19 protein-coding genes are annotated in these 19,778 nt (G+C 60.0%); 7 read left to right on the top strand and 12 right to left on the bottom strand.

Annotated features, from left to right (window positions below):
- Positions 1–22: 22 nt before the first annotated feature.
- The 3 genes from choV to AOA62_RS28865 all read right to left on the bottom strand — a co-directional run bounded on the left by choV (position 23) and on the right by AOA62_RS28865 (position 3,057).
- Positions 23–1,201, bottom strand: coding sequence for a choline ABC transporter ATP-binding protein (gene choV / locus AOA62_RS28855; RefSeq protein WP_017139375.1), 1,179 nt, complete (start codon positions 1,199–1,201; stop codon positions 23–25).
- Positions 1,198–2,043 carry a choline ABC transporter permease subunit gene (gene choW / locus AOA62_RS28860; RefSeq protein ID WP_017139374.1) on the bottom strand — a complete coding sequence of 282 codons (846 nt, stop codon included), beginning with the start codon at positions 2,041–2,043 and terminating at the stop codon, positions 1,198–1,200. Before choW ends, choV begins: the two co-directional genes overlap by 4 nt.
- Before the next feature lie 66 nt (positions 2,044–2,109).
- A complete protein-coding gene (locus tag AOA62_RS28865; RefSeq protein WP_099550374.1) occupies positions 2,110–3,057 on the bottom strand; it encodes a choline ABC transporter substrate-binding protein in 948 nt (315 codons plus the stop codon).
- Positions 3,058–3,471: 414 nt separating this feature from the next.
- Here AOA62_RS28865 and AOA62_RS28870 point away from each other — a divergent pair, with 414 nt between their 5' ends.
- Complete coding sequence (locus AOA62_RS28870) at positions 3,472–4,848, top strand: L-serine ammonia-lyase (RefSeq protein ID WP_099550375.1); 1,377 nt, start codon at positions 3,472–3,474, stop codon at positions 4,846–4,848.
- Between the two features lie 501 nt (positions 4,849–5,349).
- Positions 5,350–6,453: a GlxA family transcriptional regulator gene (locus AOA62_RS28875; RefSeq protein WP_005792167.1), complete on the top strand. Its 1,104-nt coding sequence runs from the start codon at positions 5,350–5,352 to the stop codon at positions 6,451–6,453.
- A 109-nt stretch (positions 6,454–6,562) separates the two neighbouring features.
- On the opposite strand, the gene AOA62_RS28880 is transcribed toward AOA62_RS28875, so the two are convergent.
- The 6 genes from AOA62_RS28880 to AOA62_RS28905 all read right to left on the bottom strand — a co-directional run bounded on the left by AOA62_RS28880 (position 6,563) and on the right by AOA62_RS28905 (position 11,921).
- Entirely contained in the window at positions 6,563–6,826 is a 264-nt protein-coding gene (locus AOA62_RS28880; protein ID WP_017139371.1) for a hypothetical protein, read from the bottom strand.
- Positions 6,827–7,123: 297 nt separating this feature from the next.
- Entirely contained in the window at positions 7,124–8,284 is a 1,161-nt protein-coding gene (locus tag AOA62_RS28885) for a gamma-butyrobetaine dioxygenase (RefSeq protein ID WP_099550376.1), read from the bottom strand.
- A 9-nt stretch (positions 8,285–8,293) separates the two neighbouring features.
- Positions 8,294–8,773, bottom strand: coding sequence for a thioesterase family protein (locus AOA62_RS28890; protein ID WP_099550377.1), 480 nt, complete (start codon positions 8,771–8,773; stop codon positions 8,294–8,296).
- A gap of 117 nt (positions 8,774–8,890) precedes the next feature.
- The gene (locus tag AOA62_RS28895) at positions 8,891–9,856 is read right to left on the bottom strand and encodes an L-carnitine dehydrogenase (RefSeq protein WP_099550378.1); all 966 of its coding nucleotides are present in this window, start codon (positions 9,854–9,856) and stop codon (positions 8,891–8,893) included.
- 155 nt (positions 9,857–10,011) lie between these two features.
- Positions 10,012–10,899 carry a 3-keto-5-aminohexanoate cleavage protein gene (locus AOA62_RS28900; RefSeq protein WP_017139368.1) on the bottom strand — a complete coding sequence of 296 codons (888 nt, stop codon included), beginning with the start codon at positions 10,897–10,899 and terminating at the stop codon, positions 10,012–10,014.
- Between the two features lie 77 nt (positions 10,900–10,976).
- Positions 10,977–11,921: a choline ABC transporter substrate-binding protein gene (locus tag AOA62_RS28905; RefSeq protein WP_017139367.1), complete on the bottom strand. Its 945-nt coding sequence runs from the start codon at positions 11,919–11,921 to the stop codon at positions 10,977–10,979.
- A 194-nt stretch (positions 11,922–12,115) separates the two neighbouring features.
- Between AOA62_RS28905 and AOA62_RS28910 the strand changes: the two genes are divergently transcribed.
- Together AOA62_RS28910 and AOA62_RS28915 are read left to right on the top strand one after the other, a co-directional pair.
- The gene (locus tag AOA62_RS28910) at positions 12,116–13,060 is read left to right on the top strand and encodes a GlxA family transcriptional regulator (RefSeq protein ID WP_099550379.1); all 945 of its coding nucleotides are present in this window, start codon (positions 12,116–12,118) and stop codon (positions 13,058–13,060) included.
- A gap of 68 nt (positions 13,061–13,128) precedes the next feature.
- Complete coding sequence (locus tag AOA62_RS28915) at positions 13,129–14,319, top strand: AAA family ATPase (RefSeq protein WP_017139365.1); 1,191 nt, start codon at positions 13,129–13,131, stop codon at positions 14,317–14,319.
- A gap of 113 nt (positions 14,320–14,432) precedes the next feature.
- Here the strand turns inward: AOA62_RS28915 and AOA62_RS28920 are convergent, their stop codons facing one another.
- The 3 genes from AOA62_RS28920 to AOA62_RS28930 all read right to left on the bottom strand — a co-directional run bounded on the left by AOA62_RS28920 (position 14,433) and on the right by AOA62_RS28930 (position 15,836).
- Positions 14,433–14,849, bottom strand: a complete 417-nt coding sequence (locus AOA62_RS28920; protein WP_017139364.1) for a DUF3010 family protein — start codon at positions 14,847–14,849, stop codon at positions 14,433–14,435.
- Positions 14,850–14,912: 63 nt separating this feature from the next.
- Entirely contained in the window at positions 14,913–15,395 is a 483-nt protein-coding gene (locus AOA62_RS28925; RefSeq protein ID WP_099550380.1) for a hypothetical protein, read from the bottom strand.
- 39 nt (positions 15,396–15,434) lie between these two features.
- Positions 15,435–15,836 carry a lysozyme inhibitor LprI family protein gene (locus AOA62_RS28930; RefSeq protein WP_017139363.1) on the bottom strand — a complete coding sequence of 134 codons (402 nt, stop codon included), beginning with the start codon at positions 15,834–15,836 and terminating at the stop codon, positions 15,435–15,437.
- A 219-nt stretch (positions 15,837–16,055) separates the two neighbouring features.
- Here AOA62_RS28930 and AOA62_RS28935 point away from each other — a divergent pair, with 219 nt between their 5' ends.
- From AOA62_RS28935 to dgcA, 3 genes are all read left to right on the top strand, one after another.
- Entirely contained in the window at positions 16,056–17,033 is a 978-nt protein-coding gene (locus AOA62_RS28935) for a dipeptidase (RefSeq protein ID WP_014720245.1), read from the top strand.
- A gap of 69 nt (positions 17,034–17,102) precedes the next feature.
- Positions 17,103–17,633 (top strand): DUF5943 domain-containing protein, encoded by a 531-nt coding sequence (locus AOA62_RS28940; RefSeq protein ID WP_099550381.1) that lies wholly within the window; start codon positions 17,103–17,105, stop codon positions 17,631–17,633.
- Positions 17,634–17,649: 16 nt separating this feature from the next.
- Positions 17,650–19,710 carry a dimethylglycine demethylation protein DgcA gene (dgcA, locus tag AOA62_RS28945; protein WP_099550382.1) on the top strand — a complete coding sequence of 687 codons (2,061 nt, stop codon included), beginning with the start codon at positions 17,650–17,652 and terminating at the stop codon, positions 19,708–19,710.
- Positions 19,711–19,778 lie beyond the last annotated feature (68 nt).

Below are 19,778 nucleotides of genomic sequence, written 5' to 3' on the forward strand. Positions count from 1 at the left end.
TCAGTTGGTTTTGCGGTACCGACTAGCCCAGGTTCTTGCCCAGCAGGGCATGGTACAGCTCGCTATCCCCCAGAATCCCCACCACCTGGTTGTTGTTATGCAACACCAGCTTGTTCCCCGTGTGATACCGGATCTGCAACGCATCGCGCATGCCGATATTGGAATCCACCAGCGTCGGTACCCGGCCCAAACCTTCCACCGGTTGCCCCGGCGCCCAGTTCTGCAGGTTCAACGGCGTGCCGTTCTGGCGTGCGCCCTTGATCACATTGCCTTCGGCCAGGTCCAGCCACGAATCGCCGCCCGGGTCCAGGCTGATGGAGCCGTTGACGTGGGTGCAGTTCTCTACGGTACGCATCAGGCTGCGCCCGCACAGCACGTTCAGCGGGTTGGTATGGGCGACGAAGGTGCGCACATAGTCGTCCGCCGGGTTCAGCACAATCTCTTCCGGCACGCTGTACTGGATGATCTTGCCGTCTTTCATGATCGCGATGCGGCTGCCGAGTTTCAGCGCCTCATCCAGGTCGTGGCTCACGAACACGATGGTCTTGCTCAGCTTGCGTTGCAGTTCCAGCAGTTCATCTTGCAGGCCTTGGCGGATCAGCGGGTCGAGGGCCGAGAAGGGTTCGTCCATCAGCAGGATATCGGCATCCATCGCCAAGGCGCGGGCCAGGCCGACGCGCTGCTGCATGCCGCCGGACAGCTCGTCGGGCTTCTTGTTACGCCACTGGGCCAGGCCCACCAGTTCGAGTTTTTCATCCACCAGCGCGCGCCGTTCTTTCTCCGGGCGGCCCTGCATCTCAAGGCCAAAGCTGATGTTCTCGCGCACCGTCAGCCACGGCATCAACGCGAACTTCTGGAACACCATGGCGATGCGCTTGGTGCGCATCATTTTCAGCTCGGCGGGCGTGCAGGACGCAATGTCGATCTGGCGGCCTTCGTGCTCCACAAACAGCTGGCCGCGGCTTACGGTGTTGAGGCCGTTGATGCAGCGCAGCAGGCTCGACTTGCCGGAGCCGGACAGGCCCATCAGCACGCAGATCTCGCCCTTCTCAATGTCCAGGCTGGCTTTTTCAACGCCGACGATCTGCCCGGTCTTTTTCAGGATCTCGTTACGGCTCATGCCCTGGTCCAGCAGCTTGAGCGCTTCGCGTGGGTCTTTGGAGAAGATCACGTCGACATTGTCGAATCGGATAATGCTCATGCATCACCCCCTACTTTAGCGTCGGGTTGTTTGCAGATGCGGTCGAGCATGATGGCCAGCAATACGATTGCCAGGCCGGCTTCAAAGCCCAGGGCAATGTCGGCGGTGTTGAGTGCGTTGACCACCGGCTTGCCGAGGCCGTCGGCGCCCACCAGGGCCGCGATCACCACCATCGACAACGACAGCATGATGCATTGGGTAATGCCGGCGGCAATGCTCGGCATGGCGTGGGGCAGTTCAATGCGTGAGAGCAACTGACGGCGCGAGCAGCCAAAGGCCTTGCCGGCGTCCATCAACTCTTGCGGTACATCGCGGATACCCAGGTAGGTCAGGCGGATAGGCGCGGCAATCGCGAACACCACCGTGGAGATCAAGCCAGGCACCACACCCAGCCCGAAGAGGGTCAGGGTAGGGATGAGGTAGACGAAGGTCGGTACGGTCTGCATCAGATCGAGCACCGGCCGCATCATGGTGTAGAACAGCGGTTTGTGTGCGGCAACAATGCCCAGCGGCACACCGATGACCACGCAGACCAGGGTGGCGAACAACACCTGCGCGAGGGTTTCCATGGTTTCCTGCCAGTACCCCAGGTTGAGGATCAGCAGGAAGGAGGCGATGACAAAAACGGTCAGGCCCCATTTACGTTGAATAAAGTGAGCCAGCAGCGCAATCAGACCGATCAATGCCAGCGGATTGAACCAGGTCAGCGCGAACGTCACGCCGTGGATCATCGTTTCCAGGGTCGATGCGATGGCGTCGAAGTAGTTGGCACCATGTTTGGTCAACCATTCGACGAAGGCAGCGATGTACTGGCCTAGTGGGATTTTCTGTTCAGTCAGCATGGTAGTGAATGTCCACATGCGAAGGGGAAAACATCCCGGGGCAGCGCACCGCCCCGGGGTCAGCACTTACTTGGCGAGGTATTCCTTGACGGCCTCCAGACCGGGTTTGCCATCAACCGTGGTCACACCGGCGAGCCAGGTGTCGAGCACTTGCGGGTTCTTCTTCAGCCAGGCTTTGGCTGCGGCGTCGGGCTTCATCTTGTCGTCGAGGACGTTACCCATCAGGGTGCTTTCCATGTTCAAGGTGAACGACAGGTTTTTCAGCAACTGGCCGACGTTGCTGCATTCCTGGGTGTAGCCCTTGCGAACGTTGGTGTAGATGGTGGCCTGGCCGTAGTTGGGGCCGAACGAGTCGTCTCCGCCGGTCAGGTACTTCATCTTGAAGCGGGTGTTCATCGGGTGCGGTTCCCAGCCCAGGAACACGATGGCCTGGTCACGCTTGGAGGCGCGTTCCACCTGCGAGAGCATCCCGGCTTCGCTGGACTCAACCACTTTGAAACCCGCGGTTTTCAGGCCGAAGGCGTCTTTGTCGATGAGGGTCTGGATAGTGCGGTTGCCGTCGTTACCCGGCTCGATGCCGTAGATCTTGCCGCCCAGCTCATCCTTGAATTTGGCGATGTCGGCGAAGTCTTTGAGGCCCTTGTTGTACAGCGCCTCCGGGACCGCCAGGGTGTACTTGGCGTTTTCCAGGTTGGCACGCACGGTTTCCACGGTGCCGGCATCACGGTATTGCTTGATGTCGTTTTCCATGGTCGGCATCCAGTTGCCGAGGAAGATGTCCATGTTCTTGCCGTCGGCCAGGGACTTGTAGGTCACCGGTACCGAAATCATCGTGGTGCGCGGTTTATAGCCAAGGCCCTTGAGGACTTCGCTGGTGGTCGCGGTGGTGACAGTGATGTCGGTCCAGCCGACATCGGAGAAGTTAACGGTCTTGCACTGTTCCGGTTCTGCAGCGTGTGCCAGGACTGGCAGACTCAGCATGGCGGCCAACAACAACGAGGGTGAACCTTTCATCGGGGTAGACTCCTGTGTCTTTTCTGGCGGCATTCGCCGCGCTTTATAAGTGTTGCGGTTGGGGCGTGCATCGAGGCGACGGCACGGTGCCTTGCAAACGAGTCGAGACTGATCATGTACCAGTGAAAATCTGACGCCTACAGGGGGCGTCGTATCCAGTACAGGGATGGTCGTATCCAGTGTCGGTGACGTCGCTTACAGATTTTTCCAATGGCAAAACCGCAGTTTTTACCGATCTGAACCGCTAAAAACGGCCAAAATGCCCGATCGCACGAGAGCGGCGTTGTTGAGCATGGTTACGTCGGTGTGAGACGCCGTGAAGGCAAGCAAAAGCTTGATGATGCCGCCATCTGGGCGATCTGAGCGTAGCACCTCGTTCAAGCCTGGCCGTGCTTATCGAGGAGTTCTACCGCAATGGCTATCAGTGTTTTCGACCTGTTCAAGATCGGCATCGGGCCTTCTAGTTCTCACACCGTCGGCCCCATGCGCGCCGCAGCGTTGTTCGTTCAGCACTTGCGTGAACGTGGAGTGTTGGAACAAGTACGTCGCGTTGAAGTTCAGCTATATGGCTCGTTGTCGGCCACCGGCATCGGCCATGGCAGCGACACGGCGACCATCATGGGCCTGATGGGCGAGTGGCCGGACGCAATCGACCCGGCGCAAATCGGCCTGCGTATTCACACCCTGCGCGAGACCGACACGCTCTTGCTCGACGGCCGCCTGCCGGTGCCCTTCGTCTGGGCACGCGACATGCGCCTGCTCGACGAAAACCTGCCGTTCCACCCCAACGCCATGACCCTGGTGGTGTTCGATGATGACGGCGAGCTGCACCGCGGCACCTACTATTCAGTCGGTGGTGGTTTTGTGGTGGACGAGGCCCAGGCGCAGAGCGGCGTGGCCGATATGGACCGTACCGAACTGCCGTATGATTTTTCCAGTGCTGTGGAGCTGTTGCAGTTGTGCAAGACCCACAACCTGCGCGTCGCCGAACTAATGTTGGCCAACGAAAAAACCTGGCGCAGCGAAGACGAAATCCGCAGTGGCCTGATGAAGCTCTGGCGCGCCATGCAAGACTGCGTGGAGCAGGGCCTCAAGCACGAAGGCATCCTGCCCGGTGGCCTGAATGTGCGTCGCCGCGCCGCCAAGTTGCACCGCAGTTTGCAGGAGCTGGGCAAACCGAACGTGATTGGCTCGACCTTGAGCGCCATGGAGTGGGTCAACCTCTTCGCCCTGGCGGTCAATGAAGAAAACGCCGCCGGTGGGCGCATGGTCACCGCCCCCACCAATGGCGCGGCGGGGATTATTCCTGCGGTGCTGCACTACTTTATGAAGTTCAGCGAAGAAGTCACCGAAGCCAACGTGGTCGACTATTTGCTGAGCGCTGCGGCCGTCGGGATTCTGTGCAAGAAAAACGCCTCGATTTCCGGCGCCGAAGTCGGCTGCCAGGGTGAAGTCGGTTCAGCCTGTGCCATGGCCGCTGCGGGACTTGCCGAGATCCTCGGCGCCACGCCGGAGCAACTGTGCAACGCCGCCGAAATTGGCCTGGAACATAACCTCGGCCTGACCTGCGACCCGGTCGGCGGGCTGGTGCAAGTGCCGTGCATCGAGCGCAATGCGATTGCGGCGGTGAAGGCGATCAACGCCGCGCAGATGGCGCTGCGCGGTGATGGTCAGCACTTTATTTCCCTTGACCGGGTGATCCGCACCATGCGCGATACCGGCGCGGATATGCATGACAAGTACAAAGAGACTTCGCGGGGTGGTTTGGCCGTCAGCGCAGTAGAGTGTTGATTCACTAATGCCGCCATCGCAGGCAAGCCAGCTCCCACATTTGGAATGCATTCCCCTGTGGGAGCTGGCTTGCCTGCGATGGCGGTAGTTGCAGCACCACTGCTCATAAAGTGAACACCGGAACCCAAAAGCGCCACCTTTTAGCGCGTCGCAAATAGATAAGTAGCTTGCGAACGATTCCGTGCCTCACCACTCGTCACCCGTGCGTGCGGTGACAGACTTTTCCCACGCCCGCAAAGCGCCTTCCCACAAGTGCTACCGATCTGCTCACACCCCAGAGCAGGGCCGGTCTGACGTCCATTTCTGGCCATATTCCGCGCTCCCCGCGCGGGCTTATATAGACGCGTCATCAGGTCGTTTTTAGGAGTTATTGGATGGCCATTCAATTTTAGGCATGGCATTTGCTCTACCCATTCAAAGCCTCGCTCCTTGCTGGAGACGAACGCAATAACAAGAGCCTCGCCTGAGGCCATCACCCGCTTTGTGTGAGGAGATACCGCGATGACGTCGTTCAACTCCGGGGCCCAACCCCAGAACCGTGCGCCTCAATCCATCGGCTTTTTGCTGCTGGACAATTTCACGCTGATTTCCCTGGCTTCGGCAGTGGAACCGCTGCGCATGGCCAACCAGCTGTCCGGCCGCGAGCTGTATCGCTGGACAACCCTGAGTGTCGACGGCAACCAAGTGTGGGCCAGCGACGGTCTGCAAATCACCCCCGATGCCTCCATGCACAAAGCCCCGGCCCTGGACACTGTGATTGTGTGCGGTGGCGTGGGAATCCAGCGTACCGTTACCCGTGAGCACGTGTCGTGGCTGCAAAGCCAGGCGCGCCAGTCGCGTCGCCTCGGCGCCGTGTGCACTGGCAGTTGGGCCCTGGCCTGCGCCGGTTTGCTCGACGGTTTCGATTGCAGCGTGCACTGGGAATGCCTGGCGTCGATGCAGGAAGCCTTCCCGCGCGTGGCCATGAGCACGCGCCTGTTCACCCTCGACCGTAACCGCTTTACCAGCTCGGGCGGCACCGCGCCGCTGGACATGATGCTGCACCTGATCAGCCGCGACCACGGCCGTGAATTGTCGGCCGCCATCTCCGAGATGTTTGTGTACGAGCGCATCCGCAATGAACAGGATCACCAGCGCGTGCCGCTCAAGCACATGCTCGGCACCAACCAGCCGAAACTGCAGGAAATCGTCGCGCTGATGGAAGCCAACCTTGAAGAGCCGATCGACCTGGACGAACTGGCGGTGTACGTCGCCGTGTCGCGCCGCCAACTCGAGCGGCTGTTCCAGAAATACCTGCACTGCTCGCCATCGCGCTACTACCTCAAGCTGCGCCTGATTCGTGCGCGGCAATTGCTCAAGCAAACGCCGATGTCGATCATCGAAGTAGCGTCGGTGTGCGGGTTTGTGTCCACGCCGCACTTCTCCAAGTGCTACCGCGAATACTTTGGCATTCCGCCACGCGATGAGCGCGTAGGTTCCAACACCACCCAGCAAGTGGCGATGATGCCGATTCCGCAGGCGTTGGTGCTGTCACCGTTGTCGGGGCCGATGTCGGCGTTGAGCCAGGCGCGTAATGAGTCGACGTTTGCCAGTGTAAGGCTTTAGACCGAGGTGGCTTTATCGCAGCGATGCGGCGACCCGACAAGCCAGCTCCCACATTTGAATTGTGAACCCAGTCAAATGTGGGAGCTGACTTGCCTGCGATAGCGGTCTATCAGGCGCCCGAGCTCTGCTTGAACTGCACCAAAGCCGGCAACAACTGCTTGTCGATCGCCTGGCGCACCGCCGGCAAAATCGTCGCGCTGCCGGTGTACATCTGCTCCACCATGCCCTTGAGTGCCTTGGCCCGTGCGGCACTCAAACCGCGCACCGCACACTCGCAAGCCTGTTCGGCGCTGGCACCGCTGGACACTTCAAAACCCAGCGAGCGAAGCTGGCTCAGCAGGTCATCCTGGTCAATCAAGTCCGCGTGCATCATGACGTTTATCCTGGTGTAGGGAACGGGATTGAATGGGATTCTGGTAGGCCCTCGGCCGGTCGGCAAGGGCAGAATCCACGAATGGCTCAGATGGCTATGAACAGGTCGTTTTCGGGTCATTTACCGACACCAACAATAGGCACACTGGAGGCCAGGCACGCACCTTGAAGGTTTGGTCACCCTCGGGATGTCACGCTCACACCAAGCACTCTGCCCCGATCCAGTCACGGCTGGCCCGGGGCTTTTTTTGGCTGGGGTTTGTGGGAGCTGGCTTGCCTGCGATGGCCGCACCCCGGTCTACCTCTGCAACACCAATATCCGGGACAACAACTCATCCCGATCAATGTAACAACCCTGAAAATGCCGCGCTCCCGAAGCCGGGTCAAACGCATTGCGCGCATGCAAGGTGCGGCGGTTATCAAAGCACCACAGCTCACCCGGATTCAGGCGTTTGACCAGTCGAAAACGGTCTTCCCGCGTCATCGCAATAAAACGCCGATACGCCCGATACAACAACGGCATCTGCTCCACCGGTGCCTCAAACGGCCCGCGCAAAAAGTTGGCCATGCGGATCTCCGCCACATCGCCCAAGGCATCCAGCGCAATGATCGGGGCCAGGCGGCGGTAGTCGCTGTGCCGGTCTTTATTGCGAAACTCCACCGGGATTTCACACAGGGCACGAAACGCCTCGGGGTCTTCGCTGCGCAGCGCATGGGCGATCGCAAACCCATCGACAAAAATGCTCTCGCCGCCGGTAGCTTCGTTCACCAGGCAATGCAGAAACTGCAGCCCCGGCTGCAACTCCCGCGTCGGCAAATCGCTGTGCAGCGGCAGGTTGAAAGCGGTGTAAGCATTGCTGTCGGCATCGGCCTTGGACTGCACGTTGAACAGCACGCCGAAGTTGCTCTCGCGGATAAACGAAATACGCTTGGCGATCAGTGCCAGCGAGCCTGGTTCGGTGGGCACGCCACGGATTTGCGTAAGGCCGCCGTCACGCAAGGCCAGCAGCCATTGCAACAGGGCTTTGGGGTCTTCCATCACCGCTGAGTATTCAAATATGGGCAGTTCGAAGGTGCTGCCCCACAGTTGCGACTGGGGTTTGGCAGCGCGGCGTTCGGCGCGTGATTGATCGTCATAGGCATGGGCGCGCAACCAGCCTGGATCGTACTGGCTGCGATGGCCGCCGTACCATTCCACGCACAGAAAACCTTGATCGATGCGCGCGCTGACTGCGCGCAGATGCTCGTCCACATCGACAATTTCCAGCACCTGCTCGCGGGTCACGCTGTACACGCATTGGGCACAGGGGCAGTTGTCCCGCAGCCACTGATGATGGAACGGGCTGACCCGCCCATCGGCCCACTGCACGCGAATCTGGTTGTCCAGTACCTGCGCCTCGGCAAGGTCGCAGATCTTCGGGTAAGTACGGAAATCGGCAACAGCGGCGGCGGTTTGCATGGTGATTCCTTATTGTTTTTTGGGTGGTAATCCGATCACTCGGCCCAGCAAGGCAGGGCGCGGCAGGTCGGCCTGTTCGGCACTGATGGTCGCCAGTTTCTCCAGCGTGGCCTCGGTAAACGGCGCTGAATGCGGCCCCGCCAGATCGACGTGCAGCAGCATCTGTTCGTTGCCGGCCAACTCCTTCGTGTCGCCCACAAGGTGCAGGCTGTGATAGAGGTGCAGGCGCTTGGCGTCGTGGGCGATCAGTTGGGTGTGCACCTCCACCTCGGCGCCGAGTTTTACTTCGTGCAGGTAGTTCAGGTGCAGTTCCAGGGTGAACAGCGAGTGGCCGCTGGCTTCGCGGTTTTCGCTGTCCAGCCCGAGGGTGTCCATCAGCGCGTCGGTGGCGTAGCTGAAGATCAGCAGGTAAAACGCATCACGCAGGTGGCCGTTGTAATCCACCCAGTCGGGCTGGATTTTGGTGGTGTAGGTGGTCAGTGCAGGCATCACATATATTCCAGAATGTATGCAGTCAAAATGTGGGAGCTGGCTTGCCTGCGATGGCGATGGTGAATTTTGCATCGCTATCGCAGGCAAGCCAGCTCCCACACAGATCAACAGCGGTTATTCAGCGAAGCTCATGCCGTGTTTGGCTTTGGTGGTTTTCACCGCTTCCAATACCGCCAGCAAGCAATCATCACGATAGCGCTCCAGCGCCGAAATGCTGTGTTTACCCAGCTGATCGCTGGTGCCGTCGACCACATCGTCAATCAACTTGTCGGTCAGCTCCGGCGCCGGCAAATACGTCCACGGCAACTGCAACGCCGGGCCGAACTGGGCCATGAAGTGGCGCATTCCGGCATCACCGCCCGCGAGGGTGTAAGTCAGGAATGTGCCCATGAACGACCAGCGCAAACCGGCGCCAAAACGAATCGCGTCATCGATCTCGCCCGTGGTTGCCACGCCATCATTGACCAGGTGCAACGCCTCACGCCACAGCGCTTCGAGCAAGCGGTCAGCGATAAAACCCGGCACTTCCTTACGCACATGCAGCGGGCGCATGCCGAGGGATTCATACACCTTGATCGCTGCCTGAATTGCCTGCGGCGCGGTGTTTTTGCCACCCACCACTTCTACCAGCGGCAACAGGTAAACCGGGTTGAAGGGGTGACCGACCACGCAGCGTTCCGGGTGGGTGGAACCTTCGTAGAACTCGCTCGGCAACAGACCTGAAGTGCTCGAGCCAATCAGCGCATTCGGCTTGGCCGCTGCGCTGATCTTGCTGTGCAGTTCGAGTTTCAGCTCCAGGCGTTCCGGGGCGCTTTCCTGGATGAAGTCGGCGTCTTTTACGCATTCCTCAATGGTGGTTACAAAGCGCAGGCGATCCTGAGAGGCGCCCGGCGCCAGGCCTTGTTTCTCCAAGGCGCCCCAGGCGTTGGCAACACGTTTGCGCAGCGCTGCTTCAGCGCCAGGCGCCGGGTCCCAGGCCACCACATCCAGGCCGTGGGCCAGGGCGCGGGACACCCAGCCGCTGCCGATAACACCGCTGCCGAGGGCGGCGAAGGTTTTGATTTCAGTGATAAAGCTCATGTCGACAATCCCTGAGTAATTCGGTGATCAAGGTGGGAGCTGGCTTGTCGAATCGTCGCACCGCTGCGATATCGGTGTATCAGTTGGTGCATTCGGTGCAGGTGTACCGCTATCGCGGGCAAGCCCGGCTCCCACAGGGTTTTGTGGTGTCTGAGTTAGCCGCGCTTGGTCAGGCCCATCTTGATTCGGCCCTCCGCCGGGGTCATGACCCGCGCGCCCAGGCGGCTGAGGATTTCACTCGCGCGTTCCACAAGCTGGCCATTGGTGGCGAGTACGCCTTTGTCCAGCCACAGGTTGTCTTCCAGGCCGACCCGCACGTTGCCGCCCAGCAGCACCGCTTGCGCCGCCATGGGCATTTGCATGCGGCCGATACCGAAGCCGGCCCACACGGCGTCGGCAGGCAGGTTGTCGACCATGGCTTTCATGGTGGTGGTGTCGGCCGGTGCGCCCCATGGGATGCCCAGGCACAGCTGGAACAGCGGGTTGTCGAGCAAACCTTCCTTGATCATCTGCTTGGCAAACCACAGGTGGCCGGTGTCGAAAATTTCCAACTCGGCCTTAACGCCCAGCTCTTGAATACGCTTGGCGCCCGCCCGCAGTTGCGCCGGGGTGGACACGTAAATGGTGTCGCCATCGCCAAAGTTGAGCGTGCCGCAGTCCAGGGTGCAGATCTCCGGCAGCAACTCCTCAACATGGGCCAGGCGCGTCAGCGGGCCGACCAGGTCGGTGTTGGGGCCGAACTCCATCGGGTTCTCGCCGCCGCCGATTTCCAGGTCGCCGCCCATACCGGCGGTGAGGTTGACGATGATGTCGATGTCGGCCTCGCGGATGCGCTCCATCACTTCGCGATACAGCGCCACGTCGCGGCTGAACTTGCCGGTTTGCGGGTCGCGCACATGGCAGTGCACCACGGTGGCGCCGGCCTTGGCGGCTTCCACCGCGGCTGCGGCGATTTGTTTGGGAGTGACCGGCACGTGCGGGCTGCGGCTGGTCGTGTCGCCAGCACCGGTGAGTGCGCAGGTGATGATGACGTCGTGGTTCATGAGGAGGTTCCTTACAGGCGGGCGTAGTGATGCCGTTCGCAGCCAACAGCGGCTGCGATACGGTGATGCGAATCAGGTTATTTGCTGGTCAGTTGCAGGTTGGCCGCAGCCGGTTTGCCGTCGAAGGTGGTCACGCCTTCGAGCCAGCGCTGCTGGTCTTGCGGGTGGTCCTTGAGCCACTGCTTGGCCGACTCGAGGGCGTCTTTGTGATCCAGCAACGGCTGCATCATTCGGCTCTCGTCGGCGGCGGTGAACGTCAGGTTGGTCAGCAGTTTGTGCACGTTGGGGCACTGCTCGGCGTAAGTCGGCGAAGTCACGCTCCACACTGTGGCCATGCCTTCGTTCGGGCCAAGGGCGTCGTCGCTGCCGGTGAGGTAAGTCATGGCGACGTTGACGTTCATCGGGTGCGGCGCCCAGCCGAAGAACACCACGGCCTCCTTGCGGCGCACGGCGCGGTCGACGGCGGCGAGCATCCCCGCTTCGCTGGACTCCACCAACTGGAACTTGCCGAGGCCGAACTGGTTCTTGGCGATCATCGCCTTGATCTGGGTATTGGCGCCCGAGCCTGGCTCGATGCCGTAGATCTTGCCGCCCAGTTCTTTTTCAAACTTGGCGATATCGGCGAAGGTTTTCAGGCCTTTATCCGCCAGGTAAGTCGGCACCGCGAGGGTGGCGCGCGCATCTTCCAGGCTGGGTTTGTCGAGGACTTTGACTTGCTTGGCGTCCACAAACGGCGTGATGGTCTGGGTCATCAGCGGGTTCCAGTAGCCCAGGAACATATCCAGGCGCTGGTCGCGGATACCGGCGAAGATGATTTGCTGGGAAGCGCTGGTTTGTTTGGTCTTGTAGCCGAGGCCGTCGAGCAACACTTGGGTCATGGCGCTGGTGGCGATTACGTCGGTCCAGTTCACCACGCCCATGCGCACGTTCCGGCAAGACTCTGCGTCGGCCGCGAATACGCTGGTGCTTAAGATGGCGCTGGCGCTGAGTGCAAGCACGCAGCGGCTGATCAGTCGGTTCATGGTGGATCCCTCGGCAGGTCGTTATTGTGGGTGCCGGCGTCTTTGTGCGCCGTGGGATCAAGTTACGCAGCTTGAGGGGAGGCAAAGCGCACGGCGGCGACCAGCTCTTGCACTGCAGCGACCTGTGCTCTTGAATGGCCCGTTGAACTGGCGTATCACAGTGAGCACGCTGCCCGTCCTACGAGAGCGCCACCATGTCCCAGGATTTCTACTTTCTGCTGATGCCGGGTTTCTCGGCCATCGGCTTTATCTCCGCGCTGGAACCGCTGCGCGTGGCCAACCGCTTTCGCGGCGAGTTGTACCGTTGGCACGTGTTGAGTGCCGATGGCGGCGCGGTGTTGGCGAGCAATGGCATGTCGGTGAACGCCGACGCCGCATTGGAGCCGCTGAAAAAAGGCGCGACGCTGATGGTGGTCGCAGGCTTCGAACCCTTGAAGTTCACCACGCCCGCACTTGAACACTGGCTGCGCCGCCTCGACCTCGACGGCGTCACCCTCGGCGCCATCGACACCGGCGCCTGCGTGCTCGCCGAAGCAGGCTTGCTCGACGGCCACCGCTTGACCTTGCACTGGGAAGCCATCGACGCGTTCAAGGAATCTTATCCACAGCTCACCGTGACCCAGGAACTGTTCGAGATTGACCGCCGGCGCATCACCTGCGCCGGTGGCACCGCCTCCATCGACCTGATGCTCGACCTGATCGCCCAGGCCCACGGCCCGGACCTGGCCATCCAGGTGTCCGAGCAATTCGTACTCGGGCGCATCCGCCCGCGCAAGGACCACCAGCGCATGCAGATCGCCACGCGCTATGGCATCAACAACAAGAAGTTGGTGCAGGTGATCGGTGAAATGGAGCAACACACCGAGCCGCCGCTGAGCACCTTGGCGTTGGCCGATGCAATTAAAGTCACCCGGCGTCAGCTGGAACGGCTATTCCGCCTGCACCTGAACGACACGCCAAGTAACTTCTACCTCGGCCTGCGCCTGGAAAAAGCCCGGCAGTTGTTGCGCCAGAGCGACATGAGCGTGCTGGAAGTGAGCATTGCGTGCGGGTTTGAGTCGCCGTCGTACTTCACCCGCAGCTACAGGGCGCGGTTTGCCAAGTGCCCGAGAGAGGATCGGCGACGGGAGGTGGTTTGACCGGCAATTATAGTCAATTATACTCGCGACTATAATTTATAGTGCTTCCAATAATTGAGTATAAAACCATGTCCAAGCACAGCGGCTTTGTGTTTCGCCGCCCGACGCTGGCTCGCAGCATTGCTGATGGCTTGGTGGGCGCCGGGATTCAGGATTTCACTTCAGGCCTGTTCCTCGCAGCACCTCGACGCACCGGCAAAAGCACCTTTTTGCGCGAAGACTTGATCCCGGAGTGCCAGTTGCGGGGTTGGCTGACGGTGTATGTCGATCTCTGGGCTGACAAAGAAAAAGACCCCGCGGAGTTGATTGCCAGCGCGATTGCTGCGGCTCTGGTGCCCTATGAAAAGGGCATTCGCAAGCTGGCCAAGAACATTGGAATCGAGAAACTAAGCTTCCTGCGTACCCTTTCCTGGGACTTCAGCAAGCCACAATTGCCGGTTGGCGCGACGCTGACCCAAGCCTTGGAGTTGCTCCACAGCGCAGCCGAAAAGCCCGTCGTGCTGGTGATTGATGAAGCGCAGCACGCACTGACCACCGAGCCTGGTATCAACGCGATGTTCGCGTTGAAAGCTGCCCGAGATCAGCTCAACCAGGGCCGTGACGAGGAGGGCAGTGGCTTGCGCCTGGTGTTCACCGGCTCCAATCGCGACAAGCTTGCGCATTTGGTCCTCGGTAAAAGCCAGCCATTCTTCGGCTCCAGCATTACCCCGTTCCCTTTGCTCGGCAAAGAGTTTACCCAGGCCTACACCCTGCACCTCAACGCGCATTTGGCCAAAACCAATCAGTTCAACGCGGCGGACATCGACGAAGCCTTTGAACTGGTCGGCCGGCGCCCGGAGATGCTGCGTACCATCATCGGCGAAGTGGCGCTGGAGTTGGGCGAGGCGAGCAACCTGGGCCAACTGCTGCACAGCCGCGCCGAACTGTTGCGTGCCGGCGTGTGGACCGAATTTGAAAGCGCGTGGAACAACCTCACCATTCCCCAGCGTGCTGTGTTGGAGGTGATGGTGGTGCGTTCGCAGAACAACGAGCCTTTTGCGCCGTTTACCGACAGTACACTCACGGCGGTCAGCAAGGCACTGGAGGACATGGGCAGCGACGTGGTGCCGGGCACCCAGACCATTCAGGCCTGTATCGATGCCTTGCGTGACAAAGAGCTAGTGTGGAAGTCGAGTCGCGGCGGGTATGCCCTGGAAGACAAATCCTTTGGCGATTGGCTGCTGCACAGAAGCCGTACAGCGAATTCAAAGACACCATAAATCAAATGTGGGAGCTGGCTTGCCTGCGATAGCGGTAGATCAGGCAGTACAGCGTTATCTGACAAACCGCCATCGCAGGCAAGCCAGCTCCCACAGGGGATTGGTGGTGTGGCTTACTTTTTTACCAGCGCCGAACACGCCGCCTTGAAGGCCTCATGCTGATACTTGTTCAGCGAGGCCGGCAGGGCAAAATCGTGCTTTTTGTTCTGCGCATTGATGGTCTGCGGCGACAGCAATGCCACCTCAACACCGTCGAGCAACTGAAACACCCCTTCAATCTTGAACGTGGTCGGGCCACCGGCGAATTCGCCTTTCTTGCTGCGCTTCTTGATCGCGATGCGGGTGATGGCGTTTTCTTGCACAAAGGCCTTCACCTGGGCGGCGAAGGCTTTGACGTTGGCTGCCTCATCGTCGTCATCGAGGGCGATTTTCTTGATGGCCAGCGCCACGTGGGTCAGCGCCTGGTTGTCCAGGGAGGCGACGGCGATGATGGCTTCGCTGCCTTTGATTTCGATGCCGCAGATAGTCATGAAATGGCCTTGGTAAGCGTAAAGTGGCGCAGGCATGCCTTGGGTTGCACCTGCGAAATCAGATCAGTACTGTCGATCCTCTTCTTTGTGCCGATAGATTCTGAACAACGTCCAGAACATCAGGGCCTGACATAACACTATCAGCGCGGCACTGGCGCTCATTATGTAGAAGTTCCACCTACCACTGTTGAAATTGGCCTTGAGGTTGTGAACGCTTGGAAACCATTTCGAGTACACCACTTGCACCGGGCTACCGACTTCGTACACAGGGCCGCCGGCGTAGCCGCTGGTGGTGGCCATACCGTCTTGATCGTGTTCGTCGTGCTTGAAGCTGTAATACACGTTGGTGATGGTGCCCCAGTTACCAAAGCTTTCCAGTTGAGTCACCTGCCCGGTCGTCTCCACGGGGGACGCCTTGATCAGGGCGTAGGGTGCTCCCCGATCTTTGGAAAGAAACAGCATCAGGGCCAACACCAACGTGGCGACAAACAGCATGACGGCGCGCGTGAACAGAAAGTCCCGCTGTGCTTCGCGTGGGTAGTACATGTGAATTCCTTTTCAAGGGTGCTTTGCGATTGATCCGGCTTATTCCTGCCCGATCGACTCCAAAAACTCCGACCGCTCATCACTCATTCGCGCCAGGCAGTCATTCTGTTGAATCGCGTAGTCCTTGCTGCCATTCACCGCCGGGAAGGTGTCCACCGCGCAATCGGCATCGCGCAGTTTTTCCCATTTTTGCTGGGCATCCTTCAGACGAGCGGTAATGTCGGCCAGTTGCGACTTGTTGCTGCCATAGGTCGAACCCATGCGTTCGAGCAAGCCCTGGTAGTTATCCTTGAGCAATTGCTCGGCGGTGGTTTTGTTATAGGTGGCGCATTCCAGGGTTTGTTTGTCGTTTTCGATGCCATCGCAGGGCGTGCTGTCGGTGTCTTCAGCGGCGTGTACGCCGGTTGCGATGAGTGCCAAAGCCAGGAAAATCGATTTCATTGCGCCGTCTCATATCAGGTGATGAGCAAATTCTGGCTCAAGCGTGGGACAAAGAACAGCCACCTGTCAGCTATGTCATGTAGGCCTTTGTCGCTGATTGACGCTTTCGGCAATTCCCCTGTCGTTTTTGCACCCGGCTCCGTCGGCCCCTGAGCATATGCTGGCCCCAAAGCGCCGGCAGACGATTCGGCGCATGAATCGCCAATAAGGGGACGCCTGATGAGCCCAGCCGAGTTGCACGCCGACAGCATCGTTATCGACGGTCTGATTATTGCCAAGTGGAACCGCGACCTGTTCGAAGACATGCGCAAAGGTGGCCTCACCGCCGCTAATTGCACGGTGTCGGTGTGGGAAGGCTTCCAGGCCACGATCAACAACATCGTTGCCAGCCAGACCCTGATCCGTGAAAACAGCGACCTGGTGATCCCGGTGAAAACTACCGCCGACATTCGCCGTGCAAAAGAGCAGGGCAAGACCGGCATCATCTTCGGCTTCCAGAACGCCCATGCGTTTGAGGACCAACTCGGCTACGTCGAGATCTTCAAGCAGCTCGGCGTGGGTGTGGTGCAGATGTGCTACAACACCCAGAACCTGGTCGGCACCGGTTGCTACGAGCGTGACGGCGGGCTGTCGGGCTTTGGTCGTGAGATCGTCGGTGAGATGAACCGTGTCGGCATCATGTGCGACCTGTCCCACGTCGGTTCCAAGACCAGCGAAGAAGTCATCCTCGAATCGAAAAAGCCGGTGTGCTACTCCCACTGCCTGCCGTCGGGCCTTAAAGAACACCCGCGCAACAAGTCCGATGAAGAACTCAAGTTCATCGCCGACCATGGCGGTTTTGTCGGCGTGACCATGTTCGCGCCGTTCCTGGCCAAGGGCATCGATTCGACCATCGACGACTACGCCGAAGCCATCGAATACACCATGAACATCGTCGGCGAAGACGCCATTGGCATTGGCACCGACTTCACCCAGGGCCATGGCCAGGATTTCTTTGAAATGCTGACTCATGACAAAGGCTACGCCCGCCGTCTGACCAGCTTCGGCAAGATCATCAACCCGCTGGGCATCCGCACCGTGGGCGAGTTCCCCAACCTCACCGAGACCTTGCTCAAACGCGGCCACAGCGAGCGCGTGGTGCGCAAGATCATGGGCGAGAACTGGGTCAATGTCTTGAAAGACGTCTGGGGCGAATAAGCCACCGCATTTCTCCCCCGGCCGTTCGCATCGGGGGCACACCTAAGAATTTTCTGGAGTTAAGTTTCCATGGCCAAAATCGCCCCGCAATTGCCTATCGAAGTCGACAGCGAAACCGGTGTCTGGACCTCCGACGCCCTGCCGATGCTATATGTGCCACGGCATTTCTTCGTCAACAACCACATGGGCATCGAAGAAGTCCTGGGCAGCGATGCCTACGCCGAGATCCTCTACAAGGCCGGCTACAAATCCGCCTGGCACTGGTGTGAAAAAGAAGCTGAGTGCCACGGCCTGGAAGGCGTTGCGGTGTTCGAGCACTACATGAAGCGCCTGTCGCAACGCGGCTGGGGCCTGTTCAAGATCCAGGACATCGACCTCGACAAAGGCACCGCCAGCGTCAAGTTGGAGCACTCGGCGTTTGTCTACGTGTACGGCAAGGTCGGGCGCAAAGTGGACTACATGTTCACCGGTTGGTTTGCCGGTGCCATGGACCAGATTCTGCAGGCGCGTGGCAGCAAGATTCGCACCGTAGCCGAGCAAGTTTACGGAGGCTCCGAAGAGGGCCATGACGACGGCCTGTTCACCGTCAAGCCGTTGTAAGTCGAGGAACCGTGCCATGGCTTTCGAAGCAATGTTTGCGCCGATCCAGATCGGCAAGCTGACCATCCGCAACCGCGTGCTCAGTACCGCCCACGCCGAGGTGTATGCCACCGACGGCGGCATGACCACCGACCGCTATGTGAAGTACTACGAAGAGAAAGCCAAGGGCGGTATCGGCCTGGCGATCTGTGGCGGCTCCTCGGTGGTGGCCATCGACAGCCCGCAGGAATGGTGGAGTTCGGTGAACCTGTCCACCGACCGCATCATCCCGCACTTCCAGAACCTGGCCGACGCCATGCACAAGCATGGCGCCAAGATCATGATCCAGATTACCCACATGGGGCGTCGCTCGCGCTGGGACGGCTTTAACTGGCCAACCCTGATGTCGCCGTCCGGCGTGCGCGAGCCGGTACACCGCGCCACCTGCAAGACCATCGAGCCGGAAGAAATCTGGCGCGTGATCGGCAACTACGCCAGCGCCGCCAAGCGCGCCAAGGCCGGTGGCCTGGACGGTGTCGAACTGTCCGCGGTGCACCAGCACATGATCGACCAGTTCTGGAGCCCGCGGGTCAACAAGCGTACCGACGAATGGGGCGGCACCTTCGAGGGCCGCATGAAGTTCGGCCTGGAAGTGCTCAAGGCCGTGCGCGCCGAGGTCGGTGACGACTTCTGCGTAGGCATGCGCCTGTGTGGTGACGAGTTCCACCCGGACGGCTTGTCCCACGAGGACATGAAGCAAATCGCCAAGTATTACGACGACACCGGCATGCTCGATTTTATCGGCGTGGTGGGCTCGGGTTGTGACACCCACAACACCCTGGCCAACGTGATCCCCAACATGAGCTACCCGCCGGAGCCGTTCCTGCACCTGGCGGCCGGTATCAAGGAAGTGGTCAAGGTTCCGGTGCTGCACGCGCAGAACATCAAGGACCCGAACCAGGCCACGCGCATTCTGGAAGGCGGCTATGTGGACATGGTCGGCATGACCCGTGCGCACATCGCCGACCCGCACCTGATCGCCAAGATCAAGATGGGCCAGATCGACCAGATCAAACAATGCGTCGGCGCCAACTACTGCATCGACCGCCAATACCAGGGCCTGGATGTGCTGTGCATCCAGAACGCCGCGACCTCCCGTGAATACATGGGTGTGCCGCACATCATCGAGAAATCCACCGGGGCCAAACGCAAAGTCGTGGTGGTCGGTGCCGGTCCGGCCGGGATGGAAGCGGCGCGGGTCGCGGCCGAACGTGGCCACGACGTAACCCTGTTGGAGAAGAAAGAGTTTATCGGCGGGCAAATCACCACCGCCTCCAAAGCCCCGCAGCGTGACCAGATTGCTGGTATCACCCGCTGGTTCCAGCTGGAGTTGGCGCGCTTGAAAGTCGACCTGCGCCTGGGCGTGGCGGCGGATGCCGAGACCATCCTCGACCTGCGCCCTGACATCGTGGTGCTGGCCGTCGGCGGGCATCCGTTTATCGAGCAGAACGAACATTGGGGCGCCGCTGAAGGCCTGGTAGTCAGCAGCTGGGACGTGCTCGACGGCAAAGTCGCGCCGGGCAAGAACGTGCTGGTGTACGACACCATCTGCGAGTTCACCGGCATGTCGGTGGCCGACTTCCTGGCCGACAAAGGCAGCCAGGTGGAAATCGTCACCGACGACATCAAGCCAGGCGTGGCGATTGGCGGTACGTCGTTCCCGACTTACTACCGCAGCATGTACCCCAAAGAAGTGATCATGACCGGCGACATGATGCTGGAAAAGGTTTACCGCGAGGGCGACAAGCTGGTGGCGGTGCTGGAGAACGAATACACCGGCGCCAAGGAAGAACGCGTGGTTGACCAGGTGGTGGTCGAGAACGGCGTGCGCCCGGACGAAGCTATCTACTACGGGCTCAAGGAAGGTTCGCGCAACAAGGGCCAGATTGACGTCGAAGCCTTGTTCGCGATCAAGCCGCAGCCGTGCTTGAGCGAAGCGGGTGACGGCTACTTGCTGTTCCGCATTGGTGACTGTGTGGCGCAGCGTAATACCCACGCCGCTATCTATGACGCCCTGCGCTTGTGCAAGGATTTCTAGGCAACCACCGAACCACTGTGGGAACCGGTCAATGTGGGAGCCGGGCTTGCCCGCGATGCAGGCGACTC

Origin of the sequence: Pseudomonas sp. 2995-3 (assembly GCF_002742565.1) — a bacterium.
Taxonomy (GTDB): domain Bacteria; phylum Pseudomonadota; class Gammaproteobacteria; order Pseudomonadales; family Pseudomonadaceae; genus Aquipseudomonas; species Aquipseudomonas edaphica.

Bases quoted from the DNA above. Each gene is read 5' to 3' on its own strand.
- AOA62_RS28920 (WP_017139364.1), bottom strand. From the start codon at position 14,849: ATGACTATCTGCGGCATCGAAATCAAAGGCAGCGAAGCCATCATCGCC.
- AOA62_RS28925 (WP_099550380.1), bottom strand. From the start codon at position 15,395: ATGTACTACCCACGCGAAGCACAGCGGGACTTTCTGTTCACGCGCGCC.
- dgcA (WP_099550382.1), top strand. From the start codon at position 17,650: ATGGCTTTCGAAGCAATGTTTGCGCCGATCCAGATCGGCAAGCTGACC.
- AOA62_RS28870 (WP_099550375.1), top strand. From the start codon at position 3,472: ATGGCTATCAGTGTTTTCGACCTGTTCAAGATCGGCATCGGGCCTTCT.
- AOA62_RS28930 (WP_017139363.1), bottom strand. From the start codon at position 15,836: ATGAAATCGATTTTCCTGGCTTTGGCACTCATCGCAACCGGCGTACAC.
- AOA62_RS28865 (WP_099550374.1), bottom strand. From the start codon at position 3,057: ATGAAAGGTTCACCCTCGTTGTTGTTGGCCGCCATGCTGAGTCTGCCA.
- AOA62_RS28900 (WP_017139368.1), bottom strand. From the start codon at position 10,899: ATGAACCACGACGTCATCATCACCTGCGCACTCACCGGTGCTGGCGAC.
- AOA62_RS28885 (WP_099550376.1), bottom strand. From the start codon at position 8,284: ATGCAAACCGCCGCCGCTGTTGCCGATTTCCGTACTTACCCGAAGATC.
- AOA62_RS28935 (WP_014720245.1), top strand. From the start codon at position 16,056: ATGAGCCCAGCCGAGTTGCACGCCGACAGCATCGTTATCGACGGTCTG.
- AOA62_RS28915 (WP_017139365.1), top strand. From the start codon at position 13,129: ATGTCCAAGCACAGCGGCTTTGTGTTTCGCCGCCCGACGCTGGCTCGC.
- AOA62_RS28910 (WP_099550379.1), top strand. From the start codon at position 12,116: ATGTCCCAGGATTTCTACTTTCTGCTGATGCCGGGTTTCTCGGCCATC.
- AOA62_RS28940 (WP_099550381.1), top strand. From the start codon at position 17,103: ATGGCCAAAATCGCCCCGCAATTGCCTATCGAAGTCGACAGCGAAACC.
- AOA62_RS28880 (WP_017139371.1), bottom strand. From the start codon at position 6,826: ATGATGCACGCGGACTTGATTGACCAGGATGACCTGCTGAGCCAGCTT.
- choV (WP_017139375.1), bottom strand. From the start codon at position 1,201: ATGAGCATTATCCGATTCGACAATGTCGACGTGATCTTCTCCAAAGAC.
- AOA62_RS28905 (WP_017139367.1), bottom strand. From the start codon at position 11,921: ATGAACCGACTGATCAGCCGCTGCGTGCTTGCACTCAGCGCCAGCGCC.
- AOA62_RS28895 (WP_099550378.1), bottom strand. From the start codon at position 9,856: ATGAGCTTTATCACTGAAATCAAAACCTTCGCCGCCCTCGGCAGCGGT.
- AOA62_RS28890 (WP_099550377.1), bottom strand. From the start codon at position 8,773: ATGCCTGCACTGACCACCTACACCACCAAAATCCAGCCCGACTGGGTG.
- AOA62_RS28875 (WP_005792167.1), top strand. From the start codon at position 5,350: ATGACGTCGTTCAACTCCGGGGCCCAACCCCAGAACCGTGCGCCTCAA.
- choW (WP_017139374.1), bottom strand. From the start codon at position 2,043: ATGCTGACTGAACAGAAAATCCCACTAGGCCAGTACATCGCTGCCTTC.